The 22,373-nt window shown below is 43.1% G+C and carries 13 protein-coding genes; 5 read left to right on the forward strand and 8 right to left on the reverse strand.

Annotation, left to right across the window (positions count from 1 at the left end; all coding sequences use genetic code 11):
- Positions 1-43: 43 nt before the first annotated feature.
- The 5 genes from ACOOEY_RS04720 (at position 44) to ACOOEY_RS04740 (ending at position 5,367) form a co-directional block, all read left to right on the forward strand.
- Positions 44-517 carry a (2Fe-2S)-binding protein gene (locus ACOOEY_RS04720; protein WP_420387519.1) on the forward strand — a complete coding sequence of 158 codons (474 nt, stop codon included), beginning with the start codon at positions 44-46 and terminating at the stop codon, positions 515-517.
- On the forward strand, positions 504-2,675 hold the full coding sequence (locus tag ACOOEY_RS04725) for a molybdopterin cofactor-binding domain-containing protein (RefSeq protein ID WP_420387520.1): 2,172 nt from the start codon (positions 504-506) through the stop codon (positions 2,673-2,675). Before ACOOEY_RS04720 ends, ACOOEY_RS04725 begins: the two co-directional genes overlap by 14 nt.
- A gap of 76 nt (positions 2,676-2,751) precedes the next feature.
- The gene (locus ACOOEY_RS04730) at positions 2,752-3,777 is read left to right on the forward strand and encodes a DUF4369 domain-containing protein (RefSeq protein ID WP_420387521.1); all 1,026 of its coding nucleotides are present in this window, start codon (positions 2,752-2,754) and stop codon (positions 3,775-3,777) included.
- The gene (locus tag ACOOEY_RS04735) at positions 3,777-4,127 is read left to right on the forward strand and encodes a DoxX family protein (RefSeq protein ID WP_420387522.1); all 351 of its coding nucleotides are present in this window, start codon (positions 3,777-3,779) and stop codon (positions 4,125-4,127) included. Before ACOOEY_RS04730 ends, ACOOEY_RS04735 begins: the two co-directional genes overlap by 1 nt.
- A gap of 67 nt (positions 4,128-4,194) precedes the next feature.
- Entirely contained in the window at positions 4,195-5,367 is a 1,173-nt protein-coding gene (locus tag ACOOEY_RS04740) for an MFS transporter (RefSeq protein ID WP_420387523.1), read from the forward strand.
- Between the two features lie 34 nt (positions 5,368-5,401).
- Here ACOOEY_RS04740 and ACOOEY_RS04745 read toward each other — a convergent pair whose 3' ends face one another.
- The 8 genes from ACOOEY_RS04745 to ACOOEY_RS04780 all read right to left on the reverse strand — a co-directional run bounded on the left by ACOOEY_RS04745 (position 5,402) and on the right by ACOOEY_RS04780 (position 22,254).
- Positions 5,402-5,848 (reverse strand): outer membrane insertion C- signal, encoded by a 447-nt coding sequence (locus tag ACOOEY_RS04745; RefSeq protein WP_420387524.1) that lies wholly within the window; start codon positions 5,846-5,848, stop codon positions 5,402-5,404.
- A gap of 30 nt (positions 5,849-5,878) precedes the next feature.
- Positions 5,879-6,313 carry a hypothetical protein gene (locus ACOOEY_RS04750; RefSeq protein WP_420387525.1) on the reverse strand — a complete coding sequence of 145 codons (435 nt, stop codon included), beginning with the start codon at positions 6,311-6,313 and terminating at the stop codon, positions 5,879-5,881.
- Positions 6,314-6,364: 51 nt separating this feature from the next.
- A complete protein-coding gene (locus tag ACOOEY_RS04755) occupies positions 6,365-17,944 on the reverse strand; it encodes an Ig-like domain-containing protein (protein WP_420387526.1) in 11,580 nt (3,859 codons plus the stop codon).
- Between the two features lie 165 nt (positions 17,945-18,109).
- Positions 18,110-18,721: a phage tail protein gene (locus ACOOEY_RS04760; protein ID WP_420387527.1), complete on the reverse strand. Its 612-nt coding sequence runs from the start codon at positions 18,719-18,721 to the stop codon at positions 18,110-18,112.
- Between the two features lie 22 nt (positions 18,722-18,743).
- Positions 18,744-19,358 (reverse strand): phage tail protein, encoded by a 615-nt coding sequence (locus ACOOEY_RS04765; protein ID WP_420387528.1) that lies wholly within the window; start codon positions 19,356-19,358, stop codon positions 18,744-18,746.
- Between the two features lie 129 nt (positions 19,359-19,487).
- Positions 19,488-20,417 (reverse strand): methionyl-tRNA formyltransferase, encoded by a 930-nt coding sequence (locus tag ACOOEY_RS04770; protein WP_420387529.1) that lies wholly within the window; start codon positions 20,415-20,417, stop codon positions 19,488-19,490.
- Entirely contained in the window at positions 20,417-21,466 is a 1,050-nt protein-coding gene (locus ACOOEY_RS04775) for a hypothetical protein (RefSeq protein ID WP_420387530.1), read from the reverse strand. Before ACOOEY_RS04775 ends, ACOOEY_RS04770 begins: the two co-directional genes overlap by 1 nt.
- A 98-nt stretch (positions 21,467-21,564) precedes the next feature.
- Complete coding sequence (locus ACOOEY_RS04780; RefSeq protein WP_420387531.1) at positions 21,565-22,254, reverse strand: Fe2+-dependent dioxygenase; 690 nt, start codon at positions 22,252-22,254, stop codon at positions 21,565-21,567.
- Positions 22,255-22,373: the final 119 nt, after the last annotated feature.

Raw genomic sequence — 22,373 nt, forward strand, 5'->3', positions numbered from 1 at the left:
TTAATTGCTGAATTCATTAACTTGAAAGAAATCGATCATCGTCATGCCTAAGTACAATCTCAAGATTAATAACAAAAGCTATACGGTAGAGGCTGAACCTCAGACTCCCCTACTCTGGGTCATCAGAGATGAAGTTGGCCTCACCGGAACAAAATATGGCTGTGGTATCGCTCAGTGTGGTGCCTGCACAGTTCACCTGAATGGAAGTGCTGTAAGGTCATGCTCGCTTCCAGTTTCAGCCATTGCCAATCAGGAAATTATCACCATAGAGGGACTGTCTAATGACAACAGTCACCCGGTGCAGAAGGCCTGGCTGGAAGTACAAACTCCTCAGTGTGGATACTGTCAGTCGGGACAAATCATGTCAGCAGCTGCCTTGCTCAACAGCAACCCAAATCCGAATGATGAGCAGATTGATCAGGCCATGTCCGGGAATATTTGCCGCTGTGGGACTTATCACAGAATTAGAAAAGCGATTCATGTAGCCTCAAACGAAATTACCAATGGAAGCAAATAGAGTCAATCGAAGAAAATTTCTGAAAGTCACCGGTATAACCGGAGCATTTCTGGCCATTGGTTTTGATAAGCTGGCATTTGGCGGCAACGAAAGCACGCTGAAGAAACTCATGCCTGAAGATTTGATTTCAGGAGAAAGCCTTAACCCTTATGTCACGGTCAGTGAATCAGGTGAGATAACCATGATGGCCCATATACCGGAATTAGGACAGGGTATTTTCCAGGGTATTCCGGCAGTAATTGCTGAAGAAATGGGAGTCAATATGGATCAGGTAACCATTATTAAAGCCAGCGCCTTAAGGAAATATGGAGCTCAATCTATTGGTGGGAGCCGAAGTATCCGAACCATGTTCAACCCCATGCGGCAATTAGGTGCAGCTACTAAAGACCTGTTCATTCGTGCTGCGGCCAAAGAATGGGGAGTTAGTCCGGAAAGTTGTGAAGCCAGAGATGCCAAAATCTATTCAAAAGATGGTTCCAAAAGCCTTAGCTATGGTGAACTGGTGAAATCAGCCGCTCAACTGGAATTGTCTGATAATCCCAAACTGAAGAACAAGTCAGAATTCACAATTATCGGTAAGGCTACCCAACGGCCTGACCTTATCGGCAAAGTAAATGGTTCGGCAGATTTTGGAATAGATGCCAAAACAGAAGGCCTTTTATATGCCACCATAGAAAGGTGCCCAACACTACAGGGAGCAGTAAAGAGCTACGATAAACAAGCAGCCATGTCTGTTGACGGAGTTCATGATGTCATGGAGATCAAAAGAACAGTTTACGGCAAAGAAAACACCGGTATAGCCGTAATTGCCGAAAGTTATTATGCTGCTCAAGAAGGAAGAAAAAAGCTAAATGTACAATGGGACAATGCCGAATTCAAAAAGGTGAATACGGCCAGTTTGTACGAGCAAATGAGAAATCTAGCCAATGAAGAGGGGCTGGAACATGTTGAAAAAGGCAATTTCTCAGCGAGCGTTAGTAGCGCCTCAGAAATATTGGAAGCCACTTATGAGTTGCCATATCTATCTCACACATGTATGGAGCCCATGAATTGTACGGTTCACGTGAGAGAGTACAATACAGCTGAAATATGGGCCTCAAGTCAAAGCCCACAAGTACAGCGACAGCTGGCCCGTGAACTGGGTATATCGGCAGAAGAAGCGGAAGACAAAATAAAGGTACATATGCCCTTTATGGGAGGTGGTTTTGGACGCAGGTCTATGAATGATTCACTGGAAGAGTGCTTCCAAATTTCCAAAGCTCTGAGGAAGCCTGTAAAGCTGATCTGGTCCAGGGAAGATGATACCCAGCAAGGGCCATTCCGACAGGGAACTGTGCATCAGTTTAAGGCTCCTTTTAACCAAGAGGGTGAGCCAGTTGGTCTACAGCATAAAATGGTAAGCTCTTCCATAACCGCGCAAGCCAGACCTAAAGGTAATCGCGTACCATTCGAAGTAATGGAGGGAATTAATACCCACTATGAATTCGAGAACATGTCTGTTCGCTACAACGAGTTCCGAAGCCAGGTACCTATCCATTGGTGGCGTTCTGTCTTTGGTTCTACCAATGGTGTGGCGCATGAAGCCTTTATAGATGAGGTGGCAGTGAAGTCAGGAAAGGACCCTTTGCAGTTTCGAAAGGAGATGCTGAGTAAAGAGCCACGATTTATTAAGGTGCTTGAAAGGCTGGAAAAGGAAGCTAACTGGAATCAGTCACTTGGAGATAATGAAGGTAAAGGGATTTCTATTGTAGAGTCCTTTGGTACCATTGTAGCCCACGCTTTATTCCTTAAAAAGGAAAATGGCAAAGTGACTATCCCTAAAGTGGTATCTGTGGTAGACTGCGGTATTTATGTCAATCCAGATCAGGTGAAAGCCCAAACAGAGGGTAACATCATCTTTGGTCTGACAGCTGCTCTAAAAGACCCCATCACTTTCAAGGATGGAGCTGCAGAGCAAGCTAATTTCGACACTTACAGAATGTTGAGAATTGATGAGGCACCAAGAGACGTTCAAGTACATCTCATAGATAATGATGAAGCTCCTGGAGGTGTTGGAGAACCAGGTTTACCCCCTATCGGGTCTGCCCTGCTCAATGCAGTTTATGACTTAACTGGTAAACGCATCAGGAAGCTTCCATTTGATTTGCAGAAGGTCTAGCCTTTAACTTATCATGAATTATTATATTGAATCCAGTTCTGAGGACTGGATTTTCTTTTATAAAACATACCCAATCATGAATAAGAATAAACTATACCTTCTTTTATTGCCTTTTATAATTGGCTGTAGCCAATCTCCGGAATATCTCATAAAAGGCACAATTGAAAACTATGAGGGCTATATTTTTCTTAGATACAACGATTTTGTGGATAGCACGCTGGTCCAAAATGGCACCTTCGAGTTTACAGGTGAGGTAGATCATGTAGTTCAGGCCACGCTGACGAACCAGTCTGACGGAGCATATTTTGCTCCCTTTTACCTGGGTAATGAGGAAGTTCAGTTAACGGCTTCCTTTCAAAACTCCCGCCTGGGGATGGTAGAAGCAAAGAGTCCCTCCAACCTCTTAATGGCTAAAATCCTTTCAGACCTCGAAGCCATTATGGAAGATGAAGAAAGACTGAGAAGCAATGAAATGTTCCTCTACATTGACTCAATTGCTCATCTCTATCCAAGAAATGAATTTGTAGGGGAACTGACCTCAGAAGTGGTTACAAGTGATTTTATCACGATTCAGCAGTCCAATCAGCTGCTCCAGACTATCGACACGCTTCTTATGGACCCTACAGACCTGAAATCTGTTAGAACAGCACTCAGCCGAATGGAAAGACTTAACCCCGGTGATCAGTTTCCTTCCTTTAGCTTTACCGGCTTCAATAGTGAAATTTACACGATTGAGAGTTTTCCGAATCAATATCTACTGATTGATGTATGGGCTACCTGGTGTGGCCCCTGCCTAAAAGGGTTTCAAGAACTGGTCCCAATCTATGAAGAGCTCGATGGTCAGCTGGAGGTCCTGGCAGTTTCTATCAACCCAACTCAGGATCGGGCCCTTGAATACCTTTCGAAACAAAACTTCCCGTGGAAACAGGCGCATGCTGAAGGTGAATTTGACAATGAGTTTTTGCAGCAATTGGGCGTGGTTTTCCTTCCTTTTTATTACTTAATCAGTCCGGAAGGAGAGATTCTAGCCATTAACCCATCAGTTGATGAAATTCCTGAACTGATCAAAAACCGTGGAAGCCTTAAAGGAGTTTTGAGATAATGGAACATTTGGGATTATACATAATGGGAGGTCTTTACTTACTGGCAGGCCTGCTCCATTTTATCAAACCGAAAGTTTACCTTAAAATCATGCCGCCTTATCTACCCTATCACAAGGAGCTGGTTTACCTGAGTGGAATATGTGAAATGGTATTTGGGGCCATGTTGTTCTTTCCTTCTACCCGAATAATAGGTGCCTGGGGGATTATTCTGACATTGATAGCCGTATTCCCCGCCAACATTTACATGTTAACTTCATACAAAGGCAAAAGACTCTGGTACAGAGCAGCTCTTTGGTTGAGACTCCCTCTCCAAGTTTTGCTGATTTATTGGGCATGGCTGTATACCTGAGAAAGATAGTCAGTACCTGAACCATTTAGCAGCATACGGGTGTTCTCTCACCTTAATGCAGCCCACTTTGAACAAACCTTTTGTAAAAGCCACTATTCTCTTTTGTAGCATGATGACCGTAATGGCCGGAGCAACCATTGCGCCTTCATTACCGGAAATGGCGAAAGCTTTCCCGGATAACCCTGCCGCCAACACGCTGGTTAAACTTGTGCTAACCATCCCGGGCTTAGCCATAGCAATTACTTCTCCTTTCTCAGGTTGGTTTATTGACCGTTTCGGACGTATCCGGTTGCTGGCCTTTATGCTTCTTCTTTATGCCGCAGCCGGGAGTACAGGTTTATACTTGAACACATTGCTAGAAATTATTGTAGGCAGAGTTTTCCTGGGGATTGCTGTTGGGGGCATTATGACAACAGCGATTGCCCTAATTGGCGATTATTTCGAGGGCGAAGAGCGGCAATCATTTTTAGGTATCCAGGCGGGGATCATGGCCCTTTCAGGCACACTGTTTATCAGCCTGGGTGGGTTCCTGGCTGATCTGGGATGGAGATACCCCTTCGCCATTTATTTGTTAGCTCTCCTCGCTATACCCATGGTTCTTATTTTTCTGAAAGAGCCAAAAAGGGAAAGCAAAGAGACAAACCAGATGTCTCGTACAGAATCACGCATTCCTAAAATGGCATGGACCATTTATTTAATCTCCTTTCTGGGGATGGTGGTTTTCTACATGATGCCCGTACAAGTTCCTTTCTTTCTTAAAGAAATATCGGGTGTTGGTAATACTGCTACCGGACTCGCCATTGCCGCGGTCATGCTGGTTGGTGGCATCATGTCTTTTATTTACCCAAAAATCAAACAGAGGCTCACTCACTATCAGATCTATGGCCTTACCTTTCTCTCCTTGGGTATCGGCTATTTTCTTCTCTCGAATGCGAATAGCTATCTGACGACCTTTCCCGGATTGCTAATATCAGGCCTGGGTGCAGGACTCCTTATGCCTAATTCCAATCTCTGTCTGGTGACTTTAGCGAGCAATCAGAATCGAGGCAAAGTATTGGGATTTCTGACCACCTTTATCTTTCTGGGGCAATTTGCTTCTCCTCTAATGTTTCAACCCATCATCAATTCCACTTCGATTAGGGGCGGCTTTCTAAGTATTTCAATCGCTTTGATTATTGTGGCTATCATTGTTCTGATCAGAAACAAAAGGTTAGTAAAGCAAAAACCCCGAATCAAATGACTCAGGGCTTTTTATAGTAAGTTTCTAAAATTCTCTATTTGCCAAAAACATAACGCAGGTTGAGACCAAAGCCATCCACTGAGAAGTCTGTTTCATCAACAATCCTCAATCCGGGACGCCAGTCTATACCCAGGGCTAAAGGTGCTCCGGTAAAGTGATACTCAACGCCAATTTCTCCTGCAGCACCCAGGCTAAAGTTATCTCCAATTCCAAGGAATGGACCAGCACCTACATACCAGAAGAATGTTTCTCCCTCAGCTTCAAAAGGACGGTATAAAAAGTCCCATAAAGCATCAATACCTACAATGTCATTACCAAATGAAACATCGGCATGAATACGACTAAATTCTCCGGCAGAAAAAATAGCATCTACTGCAACATCTCCTCCTGTGACATTACCGAATCTAACACCGAGTTCCTGAGCCTGTACTCCTAAAGCACAGACTGACATTAAGCTAAAAAGTAAGATTAGTTTTCTCATAAGTTTACATTAGTTACAATATTAACTGATTTACTTCTCAACTGTTATAACATAGTTGCCGGCAATGCCTGCTCTAACAGGTCCATCAGACTTAGTGAAGCTAAATACAAACTTACTTGGAGTGAGTTGCTGTATATTAATAACCTTACCATCATCGAGGTCTACTACACGACCCGACTCATCTGACCACTCCCAGGTACCACTAGCTCGAAACAGGTCTCCTGCATTGGTAGTGGTATAGCTTGTACTGGTAAAAGACAAGGCAAAACCGGGGTAATTAGCGCTTACATCGGCTCCATCTACCTTGATGCTACCAAATTGACCCAGAGTCCATTGACCTGCCAGTTTCTCAAAAGCCACATCTGTAGCACGAGGAGTAGCAGGACCATCATCAGGACCACAAGACAAACTAAGCATGGCGATCATGGCCATCAATGTGTAGCTATATATACTTCTGATTTTCATCTTTCTGATTTACAATTTTCAATTTCGATTAACTATCTAATGGTTTGTGGTCTATCTTCTGATCAGGACTTTCTTTCTTACCAATGACTTCTCATTGCTGAACTGAATAATGTATAGCCCACTTTCAAAGCCTGATACATCTATGGTCAACTCAGACTTATCATAGCCTTCTTTCTCCAGTTTGCTCACTCCTGTTGGATTGATCATCTGAATATTTACTGGTAATCCATTCAATTCACTCAGGTCAATAGTAATTGTGGTACTGGCTGGGTTAGGGAATAAATTAATCTGATCATCGCTGATTTGACCATTATCTACTCCCGTCACAATAACTCCTTCACCAGAAAGGCCTATCTCAATTACATTGTCCTTTATGTCATCAGTAACATCATAATTAAACACCACCACACCATCATATAATCTGGCTTCTGCTGGTCTGAATACAGCTGAGATGTTTTTAGTTTCACCTGCACCTACCTGTATTGAACCAGGGAGTACACTAAAGCCTTGTGAAGTACTGATTACCCTCACTTCTGTGGCCACATCTCCATTGTTGGTTACTGTCCAGCTCTTCGTACTCGAAAGTCCAAGAATAGTCTGTTCAAAATCTCCTTCACCTTCTACCACAATAATAGCTTCTGCTTCATTAGTGACAGTAATGGTGATGACTTCTTCATAGGTACCTCCAAATCCATCATCAGTTTTCACACGGATGCTGTAGCTGGCTTGTGTCTCAAAGTCATAAGCAGCACCGGCCAGAAGTTGATCTCCACTGATGGTGAAACTTCCATTTCCGCTATCTCCGGTTCCTGCCACCAGACTATAAGTAAAGCTGTCACCTGCATCGGCATCTGTAGTGCTAATGGTGCCAATCACATCACCTATGGCATTATTCTCCTGTAATTCTGAGTTGCTTAAGCCAATATCCGTTGGCGCGAAATTGGTTGTGTAAACCTCTCCTGTAAATGTGGCTCCCAAAGCATTAGCTGCAGCATCTACAATGCTGTCATCAGCTTTGGCATTCAGACCAATAGTTCCTTCTCCACTAATACCATTGACATTAACAGTATATGTGGAAGCATCTATAGCGGTTACCGTATTCACCGAACCCGTTGCTGTTCCGGTGGTAACTACCTCAAAATCAGTAGCATCGACTCCGGTTACATCTTCGCTAAAGGTTACAGTAAAGTCTCTGCTTGTCGTGCCCGTAGGAATCTGGTCTGATTCCGCTCGGGTAATACTATTCACAGTTGGTACTGTTCCGTCAAAGGTTGTACTTACTGTGTTACCCGCTTTACTGGCATTACCTGCAGCGTCAGTTGCTACATCGGCATTCAATGTAACAGTTGTTGTACCATCAGCAGCTGGCGTAATCGTAGCCGTCCATACCGTACCCGAAGTCACGCTAGTGAAATTGCTGGCGGCTCCATTTGTTACGGTGATATCACTAATATCTAGTCCGGATACTGTCTCATCATAAGTGAATGTTGCAGTAAATGCTCCGTTGATGAGTGTTCCTGCATCGCTCGTAATTGTCGGTGTAGGTTTCACTCCATCGACTAATACGGCTGTAGTAGCACCAACATTATTCAATGTAGTAATAGCGTCTACATCAAAAGCATCCTTGATCGTAGCTCCATTCAGGGTAATAGTTCCAGCCAGTCCGATACCATTTACATCAAGATCTCCCTCCTGAACGGTATAACTGAATGTTGCAGTTGAGCTGTTACTTACCGAACCCTGAAGTGTTGCCTGAACAGTATTTGTACCAATTGTTGCCTCCAATACCGGAGAACCTGTAATAGTTATTGGCAAGCTGAAGTTCAAGTCAAACTCAAGGACATCTCCGATACCGTATGTTCCATCAGAAGGAACAGATACAGATGTAACCACAGAAGCAGCTACGGTGGTAAATGTCCACTCAGTGTTATTATTTATACCCGCATAATCATTACCTGCTGCATCCGTCAATGCTCCGGCATCTATCATGACATAGAATTCAGAAGCCGGAGGAAGCAAGGCATTATCCGGATCGATGGTTACCGTACCTCCTGAAATTGTCACCTTGGCACCGGTTACATCTATTGTCTCCAGAATTGAATTATCACTACTCAGTTTAATGACGATATTACCAGCTCCTTTATATACATCTTCAGCAAATGTCATCTCAAGATTTGCGCCTGGTAGGATATCTATAGCGTTGTCTGCTGGACTAAGAACAGGTGCAGAAATGTTAAGATCAAGAGTCAAAGATACCTCATCACTTTCATCTCCCGTATTTCCGGCTATATCTATTGCTCTGGCTTTAACTCGATAGACCCCTTGTGGGCGAGATGGTGGTGTAAATGACCAATCACCATTACTATCTGCTAATACCTCAGCAACTTTAGCATCATCCACTATTACCTCAACAGTACTATTTGCCTCTGCTTTACCTTCCAGGGTTGGGGTGTCATCATTAGTTAAGTTATCGCTATCGCTAATACCTGTATCTGATGAAGTTGCTAACGCTATTGTTGGCGCATCAGGAGGGGTAGTATCCAAAGTGATATCATAAGTAGTTACTCCGCTGCTGTTACCAGCGGCATCAGTCACTGTTACACTCACTGTTTGCGTACCTTCTACACCTCCAAAGAAGCCTGAAAGATCCAGTGACCAGTCACCATTTGCATCTACTGATAAACCTGAGAAAGTTGTACCGTTGAAGGTTAATTCGTAAGTGGCATTAGCTTCTGCTGTACCACTAATAGTCATGTTTGAATCATCATTAATGATAGCATCTGTACTACTTGCTCCCGAATCTCCTGTAATGCCATTCACGACCGGTGCATCTGGTGCAGAAGTATCGATGGTTACGTTAACCACTGTACTTTCAGCACTGGTATTATCAGCAGCATCTGTGGCTTTTGCACTTACTGCTATGGTACCATCCGATAATGGATCGGTTCCATTGTAAGTTAATGTCCAGTCTCCTGAAGCATCGGCAGTAGTTGTTCCTACGCTACTTCCATCCACAAATACTTCTACGGTACTGTTGGCTTCTGCTGTTCCCACCACGGATGGTGTATTGTCGCTTGTAATACCATCGCTACTACTTGATCCTGTATCATCACTTATACTGCTTACTACCGGGGCAGATGGTGCAGTAGCATCCAACGATGTGTCATCAGTTGCTGCAATACCTTCATTACCTGCAGCATCCGTTAATGTAACTGACAGGTTCAATGTACCATCATTTAAGGAGCTTAGATCCGCTAATGTTATCTGGTCTGTTGCAGTAGCTATGGTACCTGTTCCTGAAACTGTAGTTGTTCCATCGGTGATATCGTAGTCATAAGTAGCACCTACTTCTGCACCCGCAAAAGTGAAGGTTGAGGTGGTCAATTCAGCACCACCAATCAATGCATCATCCAGGGTAATTGTATAGCCTGCAGGAGCTGTGACATCGTCATCATCAATAGTTGTTACGCTGACAGTCTGGTCTGCTAAAGCATCAAAATCATCATCACTGCTTGCGTCATCAATAGCCAGAGTGATAATAGTGGTTTGTGTACCGTCACCATCTGTATCATCCGCACCAGTCACTGTTACTGTCTGTGGAGTATCCCAGTTCGCTGTAGTAAAGGTTAAGGAAGCTGCACTTACTGTGGCTTCTCCTGTGTCTCCACTGGTGACATCAATCACTACATTACTGGCCGGCTCTGCATCCAGCACTACGGTAAAGTCGTCTGTGGTTCCTGATTCAGAAACACTTGTACTACTATCTGATTCTGTTATTGTAAAGCCAGCCACATCATCATCACTGTTGTCCACACTCACTGTCTGATCGCCTACTGCATCAAAGTCATCATCTGTACCTGCTGCATCTATCGACATAGTAATGTTGAAAGTCTGAGTGCCGTCTATGATATCATCATCCACTCCTGTTACGGTCACAGTTTGTGGTGTATTCCAGTTCGCTGATGTGAAGGTTAAAGAGGATACACTCACTGTGGCTTCCCCTGTATCTCCACTGGTGACATTAATCACTACATCACTCGAAGGTTCTGCATCCAGTACTACTGTAAAGTCATCTGTAGTTCCTGTCTCTGCTGTGGTTGTTGATCCATCTGACTCTGTTACTGTAAAGCCAGCCACATCATCATCACTGTTATCTACATCCACTGTCTGGTCAACCACTCCATCGAAGTCGTCATCACTGTTGGCATCGTCTACAGCCACAGTCACATTGTAGTTGATCGTTCCGTCAATGATATCATCATCCACGCCTGTTACAGTCACTGTCTGTGGTGTATTCCAGTTCGCTGATGTGAAGGTCAGTGTTGAAGGACTTACTGTACCTTCTCCTGTATCTCCACTGCTTACTGTCAATACTACATCACTCGAAGGCTCGGCATCCAACACAATGGTAAACTCATCTGTGGTAGCAGTCTCTGAAGTAGTAGTTGATCCATCTGCTTCTGTAATAGTGAAGCCGGCTACATCGTCATCACTGTTATCTACATCTACTGTTTCACTGGCTACTCCGTCATAGTTATCATCACTTGAGGCTGCATCTACTGCTACGGTAATGTTGTAGTTGATTGTTCCATCAATCACATCGTCATCCACTCCTGTCACAGTTACTGTTTGTGGTGTATTCCAATTCGCTGTAGTAAAGGTCAGTGTTGAAGGACTTACTGTGCCTTCTCCTGTATCTCCACTGGTTACGGTTAGTACCACATCACTTACTGGTGCTGCATCCAGCACTACGGTGAAGTCATCTGTAGTGGCTGTCTCAGAAGTAACTGTGGTTCCTCCACTTTCTCCAATTGTAATACCTGGAGTATCATCATCAACTGTGGTAACTGATACTGTCTGATCTCCTAATCCATCAAAGTCATCGTCACTACTTGCGTCATCAATAGCAAGGGTAATGGTCGTAGACTGATCTCCATCAAGGTCTGTATCATCTGTACCAGTCACTGTTACTGTCTGTGGAGTATCCCAGTTCGCTGTAGTAAAGGTTAAGGAGGCTACACTCACTGTGGCTTCCCCTGTATCTCCACTGGTGACATTAATCACTACATTACTGGCCGGCTCTGCATCCAGCACTACGGTAAAGTCGTCTGTGGTTCCTGATTCAGAAACACTTGTACTACCATCTGATTCTGTTACTGTAAAGCCAGCCACATCATCATCACTATTATCTACACTCACTGTCTGATCGCCTACTGCATCAAAGTCATCATCTGTACCTGCTGCATCTATCGACATAGTAATATTGAAAGTCTGAGTGCCGTCTATGATATCATCATCCACTCCTGTTACGGTCACAGTTTGTGGTGTATTCCAGTTCGCTGATGTGAAGGTTAAAGAGGATACACTCACTGTGGCTTCCCCTGTATCTCCACTGGTGACATTGATCACTACATCACTCGAAGGTTCTGCATCCAGTACTACTGTAAAGTCATCTGTAGTTCCTGTCTCTGCTGTGGTTGTTGATCCATCTGACTCTGTTACTGTAAAGCCAGCTACATCATCATCACTGTTATCTACATCCACTGTCTGGTCAACCACTCCATCGAAGTCGTCATCACTGTTGGCATCGTCTACAGCCACAGTCACATTGTAGTTGATCGTTCCGTCAATGATGTCATCATCCACGCCTGTTACAGTCACTGTCTGTGGTGTATTCCAGTTCGCTGATGTGAAGGTCAGTGTTGAAGGACTTACTGTACCTTCTCCTGTATCTCCACTGCTTACTGTCAATACTACATCACTCGAAGGCTCGGCATCCAACACAATGGTAAACTCATCTGTGGTAGCGGTCTCCGAAGTAGTGGTTGATCCATCTGCTTCTGTAATAGTGAAGCCGGCTACATCGTCATCTGTATTGATAAAGGTGACAGTTTGATCCGATACAGCATCGTAATTGTCTTCACTGTTGAGATCGTCAACCGAGATAGTAATTACAACATTTGAATTACCATCAATGATATCATCATCCACCCCTGTCACAGTCACTGTTTGTGGTGTATTCCAGTTGGCCGAAGTGAAAGTTAAGGTTGAAGCATCTACTGTGCCTTCTCCTGTATCTCCACTGGTTACAGTTAGTACCACATCACTGAATGGTTCGCTATCGAGTACAACTGTGAAGTCATCTGTAGTCCCTGTCTCACTCACCGTACTGCTTCCTGCTGATTCTGTTACTGTAAAACCAGAAGTATCATCATCGTTGATTGTTATACTTACATTTCCTGCCAGGGCCGCTACTGTCGCGTTGGTTGGATCCGCTGCTACATTAATAGACTCAAAGACCTCGTCCAGATCGTCCTGAACTGCTGTGACAGTTGCCGTACCGGTAGTATTTCCGGCAGTGATTACAATTGAGTTTGATGATAAGGTAAAGTCATCGGTAAGAGTAGCTGTTCCGGGATTTGCATCCAAATCAAGATTAACCGTTACATCCTTTCCACTTACTGCAGAAAGAGTCGCTGTTATTGTTGTAGTTCCGGCAGCCTCATCGATATCTTGTGGTGATACACTCAAAGAAACTTCAGGAGCATCATCATTATCCTCGATAGTGTAGGTAAATACATCAGGACTTGCCAGGGTCGCATTTACAGGATTTGAGAGTGTAACAATAATGGTCTCATCATCTTCGTCCAGAGCATCATCAACAACACTTGAGAAATCGATACTTGCAGTTTTATTCCCCGCAGAAATGGTTATCTGACCACTAGCCAGGGAATGATCTACACCTCCTCCAGTTGCAGTACCACTAATTGTATAGTCCAGAGTCACATCTACTCCACTCGCAGGTGTATATAGAGATACCGGTAAGCTAAAGCCAGAGTAAGACTCATCATAACTAATACTCGATGAGCTAAATGACACGTTAGCCTCTGATGTCGTAAAATCAATGGTTGTATTATCAAGAACACCTGCAAATGCATTTCCATTGCTATCAACAATAGCTGTTGCTGCTATTTGTATGGCGTAATTGGTTGAAGCATCCAGACTGGTAGTAGGTGTAATGGTTAGTTCCTGACCACTAATTGACACATCTGAACTTGATGTTACATCGAAGCTAAAAGTATTAGAAGCATCAGTTACATCTACCAACTGAATCAATCCGGTTCCAAAAGCAATATTTTCATCAAAGGTGATCAAATAACTATCTCCTGAAGTTGATAGGTTGGTACTGCCATCAACAGGAGAGGTAGATTGAATACCCGGTGAATTGGCATCGATTATATCAGCATTCTGACTAATTGGTGTTGTATAAGCTGTTGAGTTATTACCTGCAGCATCAGCCAGCACAAAGCTAACGGGGATGTCATCCACTGCTGCTCTGTCAGTATTACCTTCAACAACAGTATATGTAGCAGAATAAGTGTTATCGCTATTATCAACGAAACCTGTGACATTTACCCCATTAACAGAACCACTCACCAAACTTAAGCCTGTTTCGCCAGCAGTGATGCTTACCGTTATGTCGTCTCCAACCTTGGCTGTACTATTGGGGATTGTTATATCTGTTATTGTAGGGGCTGTAGCATCATATATTAAGCTCAACTGGGTAGCCGCTGTATTCGAGTTACCGGCAGCATCTGTTGCCACACCTGCGTTTACATCTACTGTTACAGTTCCGTCACCAGAAGGTGTAATATCCGCTGTGTAGGTATCACCTGAGCCAGCAAAATTACTGGCAGATCCGTTCCCTACTGAAATATCGCCAACCACAAAGCCACTCACTGACTCGCTGAAAGTAAAGGTTGCAGAGAATGGAGAACTATTGGTTGGATCACTAGCTCCCGTACTGATTGTAACCGTTGGAGCCGTTCCATCATAAGATAGGCTAAGTTGTGTTGCCGCAGTGTTTGAATTACCTGCTGCGTCTGTAGCCACCCCAGCATTTACACCTACAGTGACAGTTCCATCACCTGAAGGGGTTATATCCGCGGTATAAGTATCGCCTGAGCCAGCCAAGTTACTTGCCGACCCATTTCCAACTGAAATATCGCCTAGCACAAAACCTGTCACCGACTCACTAAATGTAATAGTCACCGAGAATGGTGAGCTATTAGTAGGGTCACTCGCACCAGTAGTAACAGTCACTGTTGGAGCAGTTTCATCATTTAAAGTCGCGGTATTATTACTTGTTTGGTCTGCATCTCCGGTGAGTCCATTCTGATCGAATACCTCATTGGCCTGAAGGTCTACTTCAATGGTCTCAGCACCATCAGGCGTACCTGTTAAGGTGAAGTTAATTCTCAGAGAAGTCTCTCCACCAGTTGCCGCGGTGTTATCCGTTTTGGTCACAGAGGTTATTGCGTTCAGTGAAGCCGTACCTCCCGTTATTTTTAAATCAAAGTCAGTTGCATCTAGTGCCCCTCCAAGACAGTTATCATTATAAACTGCCTCGTTAAAGGTAACATCTATATAAGAGTTGTCTGCTGCAAGGCTTACTCCTGTCACATATGGGTTAGTGAGGTCATTCAAGACCCTTGTATTATTACTTTGAGATGCAGCAGCGGCATTACCTAAAACATCGAATACAGAACTACCATCTGCAAAGTTAATAGTGACCGTTTCTCCACCATCAGCAACACCCGTTGTGGTAAAGTTGACTCTTATTATGGTTTCACCCCCAACAAGGTCAGTGGTACCATCGTTTTGTTTAAGGCTGGTAATTACCGGGTTGGTAGCAGTTCCTCCAGAGATAGAAATATCTATATCACTCACCTCTAGTGCTCCGCTTCCACCATTAGTATTATACAAGCCTTCATTTGAGAATATTTCTACATACTGATTGCTATTATTTAGTCCAAGGCCTGTTATGGTTGGTCCGGTTACATCATAGACTAAACTCAACTGGGTAGCTGCTGTATTTGAATTACCCGCAGCGTCTGTGGCTACTCCTGCATTCACATCTACAGTAACCGTTCCATCACCAGATGGGGTAATGTCTGCGGTATAAGTATCGCCTGAACCAGCCAAATTACTTGCCGACCCATTTCCAACTGAAATATCGCCCAAAGCAAAACCGGTTACCGATTCACTGAAGGTGAAAGTTGTTGAAAATGGTGAAGTATTGGTAGGGTCCCCCTCTCCTGTGCTAATGGTCACTGTCGGAGAAGTGGCGTCATAGGTTAAGCTCAACTGAGTGGCTGCTGTATTCGAGTTACCGGCACCATCTGTTGCCACACCTGCATTTACATCTACTGTAACAGTGCCGTCACCAGAAGGTGTAATATCTGCTGTGTAAGTATCACCTGAGCCAGCAAAATTACTGGCAGATCCGTTGCCTACTGAAATATCGCCAACCACAAAGCCACTCACTGACTCACTGAAAGTAAAGGTTACAGAGAATGGAGAACTATTGGTTGGATCACTAGTTCCCGTACTGATTGTAACCGTTGGAGCCGTTCCATCATAAGATAGGCTAAGTTGTGTTGCCGCAGTGTTTGAATTACCTGCTGCGTCTGTAGCCACCCCAGCATTTACATCTACAGTGACAGTTCCATCACCTGAAGGGGTTATATCCGCGGTATAAGTATCGCCTGAGCCAGCCAAATTACTTGCCGACCCATTTCCAACAGAAATATCTCCCAGTGCAAAGCCGGTAACGGACTCACTAAAAGTAAATGTCGCTGAGAATGGTGAACTATTCGTTGGATCACTGGCTCCTGTGGTGATTGATACCGTTGGAGCTGTTGCATCATAAGAGCGACTTAGTTGAGTAGCAGCTGTATTACCATTTCCAAAACCATCAGCTGCAACATCTGCTCCCACATCCACCGTAACAGTTCCCTCTCCTGAAGGGGTTATATCTGCGGTATAAGTAGTGCCAGAACCGGAAAAATTACTCGCTGATCCATTGCCAACAGAGATATCTCCCACCACAAAGCCCGTCACCGATTCGCTAAAGGTAATGGTCACTGAAAACGGTGAAGAGTTAGTTGGATTACTGGCACCAGTACTTATAGTGGTTGAAGGGAAGGTAGCATCTTCATCTTCAATGGTGATAGTCACCTGCTGAGTACCACTTTCAACAGCATTGGTAGGTGAACCCATATCTACTATTACTGTTTCACTCCCTTCTTCTATTCCATCATATTGAGAGGTTATTCTAATACTATCCATTGTCTCTCCAGGTGAGAGTGTTATTGTTGATCCTGTTATAGAATAGTCAGTCCCTCCACCAGAGGCTGTTCCGCTAAATGACAATGGGATGGTAATCGTAGTCCCGGCAACGGCATCAATTTTCCCTCGAACATAAGCTTGTCCGCCACTTTCATCTGTGATTGGGTTATAAATAGGAAGTACCTCCAAGGTAGCATTTGGTTGAGAATCATCGTCAATAATGGTAAATGTCCTTTGCTGGGTTCCACTCTCCGTACCATTCGTCACACTATTAATATCTATTATAACCGTCTCATTTCCCTCATAAAGGGCATCTGGCACATTGGTAAGTGTGATTGAGTTTGAAGTATTTCCTGTTCCTACCACAATAGAAGTTCCGGAGAGAGAATAATCCACTCCGCTTCCGGTTGCGGTTCCTGAAAAGGCTAGATTAACGGTAGTATTTGCTCCGTATGAATTAGACAGTGTTGCTGTAACTGTAGTTGCTGTTGTTAGAGATTCACTTTTTGATGTTGGAGCTACACTTAATGTAACCGTAGGCACTGCCAGCATACTCAAAGTAGCTATATAATTACCACTACTGTTATCCGTACCATCATTCACTTCAAACTGGAATGACGATGCCGTAGAACCATTCTGGATGTATTGAAGGTTACCAGCGTCCAAGTCGGCCTTACTGATTTGTTGAGAAACCGAAACGCTCTCTCCCCCATCGAAAACATCATCATTATCTGCATCAAGATAAAGCGTACCGTTCGCAGGTGTAGCCTCAATCAAGACATGATCTAAAGGATCGCTATCGCCATCGCTATAACTAAAATCTGCTGTTGAAAAGGTATAGGTAAGGTTTTCTGAAGGGTTTGCTGTGAATGAAGAGGCAGTGGGTGCTGCGTTAGCTGCTACGGCTGCTGATATACTAATATCTTCAAACCTAATTTGTACAGGAGATCCCGAGTTTACGGTAATTACAAATTCATCGATATCGTTAAAATCTGAATCTCCGCTGGTATCAAATTGAATCCATACTGACTGACTTAAACTAGACTGAGTCAAAGTGGCACCAGTGACGTTCGACCCGAGCTTTTTCCCCTGAATTGTAATTGAACTGGCCAGCGAACCACTTCCGGTCAATGTATATAAATACATTCCATTAAACTTAAATCCAGAGCCATCGTTACTGGCAATTGTAAAAGACGAAACCCCACCTGTTGCAAGTATGAGCATATTATCATCTCCTAATTGTCCCTGATTGTTTTGACCTCGGACAGAGACTGTTCCTCCACCAGTTGCGGATATATCCCATCCTGTAGAATAAACATCACTTGCCGAGGCACTACCTGATCCAGACGACCCCACAACTTCAGAAGCTGAGGTCGTTATATCATTGAACGTAGTTGTGCCTATAGAAGGAGCTCCCAAATCCTTCAAATCTAAAGGACTAAATAACAATATCCCTGAAAACAGAGAAGACAGAAACAGATGAAAGACAGATATTTTCATGGTTTGGATGAAGAATGATTTAATGTGACAAGAAGCTCAATACTTTATCAAAATTCAACAAGTATTTATACGCGTTCCATTAAATGAGTAATAATACTGAATAGATAAAGCAATAAAAGGTGCTCTAATCATAAAGCACCTTTTTTATTAAAATAACTTAAGTCTCTAATTCCGTGATGGGTAAATGCCAAACATGCATATTATCCAATTCAATGTACCATATGGCATGATGTTATTAATAGGCTGTGAAGCTCCAGCATTATCAAGAGTAATTGTTGAGGCATCGACAGCTAAGCCAGAGGTACTAACTTGAATTGCCCCACTGGCAAGCGATGAGGAATCATGATTTGGTTCATATAATCCCAAAGAACCACCCTCTACTCCTAGATATCCATCATCAGGATTAGAATCTGACCCAGCAGAATTATTAACATTCATATGAGCAGAAATCGTCCCTGAAACAGGTAAAACTCCACCGGTTACAAAGTGGTGATGTACTGGCAATTGGTTATAAGACATAGTATTGGTTTCCGTTCCTGCCCGTGCACCAAGCGGTCTGGGTGTTAACCCCGGACCAGTCCCCGAGTGAATCGGAATACGTCCTCTCAAATCAGGTAATGCAAATGTTGTCCTTCCATCACCCCCATATGTTGTTCCTAATATTGAAAAGAGGGCGCTATTCTGTGAAATCGCCAATAGCTGACCTTGACAAAAAGCCCAAGTTCTTGGCGAAAAATTACCAGCGAACCCTCTTATTTCTCCTATAGTTCCTTCCATAATTTATAAATCAAAATGAACCTTAGTTTCTAGAAGGAAATATTCCCTGCATACAAATGATCCAATGAATCACCAGATATGGTTGCATGTTGTTAATAGCAGATGACGCTCCCGCATTAGCTATAGTAATGCTACTTGCATTGACAGCCATTCCACTAGTATCAACCGTAATAGCTCCTGCGTTAAGAGTACTGGTACCGTCAGCTGTTGATTCATACAAACCTAGAGAGCCGCCCTCAACCCCAAGGTAATTACCATCTGGGTTTGAACTACTACCTGCACTATTATTAACAAGCATTGTTGCGGTTGCACTTCCCAAAACAGGCAACGTACCTGATACTACATGGTGAGTATGGCTTGCCAGTTGATTAGCTGTTAGATAATTGTACTCTGTACCACCTCTTGCTCCTAAATTCCTGGGGGTCAACCCTGGTCCGGTACCTGCACTAATTGGGGCCCTGCCTCTTAGATCGGGTAATGCAAAAGTTGTCCTGCCATCTCCACCATAGGTTGTTCCTAACAGGGAAAATAGTGCAGTATTTTGTGCAATTGACATTAGTTGTCCATTGCAGTAAGCCCAGCCTCTAGGGGAAAAATTCCCGGCAAAGCCACGGATTTCGGCTAAATATCCTTCCATTGTGTTTTGATTGATTTGATGTGTGAGAAAAGATTTGTGTGATTCATTTTAACTATGTGTATTGTTTAAAATCTTTGGAAGATATAAAAATATTCGGTTGGAGTAAAACGATTTCCAATAGGATTTGAATTAATCTGCAAAAGAATGACCAGCAAGAAACCCTAAATTAAAGAGCTTCACTCCTGATAGATAACCCTCCGATGTTTGTACCACTGTTATTCTTAAATACTCCTGATCCCTACATGCTACCACAATACCATACACCACATCCGCATGAACAATCTGACCAGGATTTGCTTCGACAGACTGCTCCATATTGACGGGGGTGACTTCAAGAATTCTTATTTCAATGCCAGCAATACTGGTTCTGGCTCCCTGATATTTAGGGTTAGCAGCATTCACCAACCATTCAATTTCTTCTGCTGATTGCTGGCTCCAATTGATGCTTAAATCCTGCTCGGATGGTTTACGATCAAACAAAGCCTCCTCAGATTCCAATGTCAAAAATGACTGATCCTTTTCATTTAGTTTTTCGAACAACTCATCTAGATACTCTTTATTGGTTTCACCAAGACGCTTGCAGTGAAGACCATAGTTTTCTCCCGGAATAATTCTGAGTTTCTTTTGCAAAAGAATTGGACCTTCATCAACCTGCTCGCTCATTAAATGAATAGTTACTCCTCCCTCTTGTTCTCTATTCTTCAATTGCCAAAAAATTGGGTCGGCTCCTTTGTACTTTGGAAGAAGACCAAAGTGAAAGTTGACAAAGGTCAAATCAGAAATCTCCAAAAGTTTTGAAGGAATAATCCATGGAAAAGTGAGTACCCAAACCGACTGAATTTGCCGTTCCTCAATAAACCTTGTCATGACCTTGACCCAATCTTCTCTTTTTAGGCTAAGAGTATGATCGCTCCCCAACCCCAACCCCTCAAGCATTGGAAGCACCTGTCTTTCACTACTTTGTACAAAACCCACTCCCCCCAGTTGGTTTGTCTCCAATAAGTATTTAAGTGTAGGACCTGATAAAATATCTGAATTAGTTAATACGAGTATGTTCATTATACAGCTAAATAAGAATTCATCCATGCACTGTTTAAAGAGTCTCTCGATTGTACTATTTTCTCATCATTAGAAATATCAGCATTCACTTTGCCAACCTGACTGAAATTCAAATGATTATTTCCTTCAATATTAAGTCGAACTATCAAGACATCTTCCATTAAACGAGGAATATCCGTAGATACAGGATTTATCCCAGGCTTAATCTCCTTTAGAAAATTGACAATTCCTTCTGTATTCAAACCCTTTGTCTCCCTGATCGCCTGACCAGTGGCTTTACCTGAGGATTCACCCATTTTTGCAAATGATTCTCTCCATAACCACTCTCCTTCTGGTTGGCCAGTCATGACTGTGGAATAAACTTCTAAGCCAGGAAGATGCTTTTCTTTAGTCTCAAGCAAAAAAGGTAACCCAACTAAAGAGATTTCTTCATGATAACCTCTGCCATGAAACTCCTCTAGAAACAGCATGGCCTCCTCTCCGCAGAAAAGTGGAATAACAAAGTCATATTCACTCATGTCTACCATTTCAAATGCTAACTTTATATCTGACAATGAGCCAGCTTCAGGCATAGGCAAAAGCCTCAAATCATGATCGAAATCTTCATCCACTGATAAAATACCTAACTGAAAACAGTTAATAAAGGCATATCCGGCATCATAAACAGAGCTAATGATCAATCCCTTTTTACCCAAGCTTTGTGCCGCATACCTCCCTAAGGCCCAACTATGCTGCCACAAGTGTTCTGAATTTACAATTACATTGGCGTTAAATCCCTTTGTTGGAATAAAGTGTTCTCCAAGGTTATTAATTAATAAAGGCACTCCTTTTTTCTCAAAACGCTCAACAAAACCGTCAATCACCTTATTGGAGACCAACCCTACCACCATATCTACATCATGATAGCCGATAAACTCATCCAGTGCCTTTTCAATATAGGATGGTACACCCTGGCCAATCATTTTTGTGATAATTTCTAACTCTACCTCTTCATTCAGGAGCTCTGCCTCTATGGCTTTCCTGAAAGCCCGATCAAAATGTTTCCCCATAGGCAATATGCCCGAAGTGGGTATCATTATTCCAATAGTATATGATTGCATAATCAATTGTTGTGTTTTGATTCTGATTTGATTTTTTTGTTTTCTAACTAAAGTTCAGCCCACATTCTAACCAGATTACTATAAACCTGTTGAAGAACAAGTATATTCTCCTTTTGACTATCAGCAGGCATCTCTCTGATTACCTGGTTAAGGTGATGAATAATTTCCCTCTGATTAGCTTCCCGTATCGCTGATTGCATCCAGGTAACTACCGCGATTCTCTTTCCAGATATAACAGGTTTTACCTCATGTAAACGGGTGGTAGGATAAATTACGGCACTTCCGACCGACAACTTAAACTGCTTGATTCCTGACTCGGACATTACTTCCAGTTCACCACCTTCATAGCTATCAGGTTCAGACAAAAACAGGGTCATACCTACATCAGTCCGAATAGTAAATTGATTACCCATCAAAGGACTGTCTACATGAACTCCGTAATGCATCCCCGGCTGGTACAAACTCACTAATGGTGGTAAGATCATCTTTGGCATTACCGCAGATTGAAATTCACGATTTCTGGATAATGCCTGAAGAACAATTTGTCCTATTTGTTGCGCATGAAAGTTATTCTCAGCACTAATCTGAAGGTTTTGTTTTACAGATGCTGCATTATCAGATGCAGTAGTTTTTCCATCAGTAAAACCGGCCTGATTAACAAGCTGCAGTACGGCAGAGAGCTCTTCCTGGTTTAATAGGTTTTGAAGTTCAAGATAGTTGCTGGTGTTTATTTTCATTGTGTTGGTTGAGTTGAAAAATCTGACGAGTTTAATCATTGCAGACGGATAAATAAAGCCAACCAACAGATTTTAGGTGGCCGGTCAAGAAAAAGAGTAAGACAACCTATTAGACCTTG

This window comes from Roseivirga sp., assembly GCF_965216855.1.
In the GTDB taxonomy this organism is placed as follows: domain Bacteria; phylum Bacteroidota; class Bacteroidia; order Cytophagales; family Cyclobacteriaceae; genus Roseivirga.

Bases quoted from the DNA above. Each gene is read 5' to 3' on its own strand.
- ACOOEY_RS04745 (WP_420387524.1), bottom strand. From the start codon at position 5,848: ATGAGAAAACTAATCTTACTTTTTAGCTTAATGTCAGTCTGTGCTTTA.
- ACOOEY_RS04775 (WP_420387530.1), bottom strand. From the start codon at position 21,466: ATGGGGAAACATTTTGATCGGGCTTTCAGGAAAGCCATAGAGGCAGAG.
- ACOOEY_RS04725 (WP_420387520.1), top strand. From the start codon at position 504: ATGGAAGCAAATAGAGTCAATCGAAGAAAATTTCTGAAAGTCACCGGT.
- ACOOEY_RS04735 (WP_420387522.1), top strand. From the start codon at position 3,777: ATGGAACATTTGGGATTATACATAATGGGAGGTCTTTACTTACTGGCA.
- ACOOEY_RS04755 (WP_420387526.1), bottom strand. From the start codon at position 17,944: ATGAAAATATCTGTCTTTCATCTGTTTCTGTCTTCTCTGTTTTCAGGG.
- ACOOEY_RS04750 (WP_420387525.1), bottom strand. From the start codon at position 6,313: ATGAAAATCAGAAGTATATATAGCTACACATTGATGGCCATGATCGCC.
- ACOOEY_RS04720 (WP_420387519.1), top strand. From the start codon at position 44: ATGCCTAAGTACAATCTCAAGATTAATAACAAAAGCTATACGGTAGAG.
- ACOOEY_RS04770 (WP_420387529.1), bottom strand. From the start codon at position 20,417: ATGAACATACTCGTATTAACTAATTCAGATATTTTATCAGGTCCTACA.
- ACOOEY_RS04760 (WP_420387527.1), bottom strand. From the start codon at position 18,721: ATGGAAGGAACTATAGGAGAAATAAGAGGGTTCGCTGGTAATTTTTCG.
- ACOOEY_RS04765 (WP_420387528.1), bottom strand. From the start codon at position 19,358: ATGGAAGGATATTTAGCCGAAATCCGTGGCTTTGCCGGGAATTTTTCC.
- ACOOEY_RS04780 (WP_420387531.1), bottom strand. From the start codon at position 22,254: ATGAAAATAAACACCAGCAACTATCTTGAACTTCAAAACCTATTAAAC.
- ACOOEY_RS04730 (WP_420387521.1), top strand. From the start codon at position 2,752: ATGAATAAGAATAAACTATACCTTCTTTTATTGCCTTTTATAATTGGC.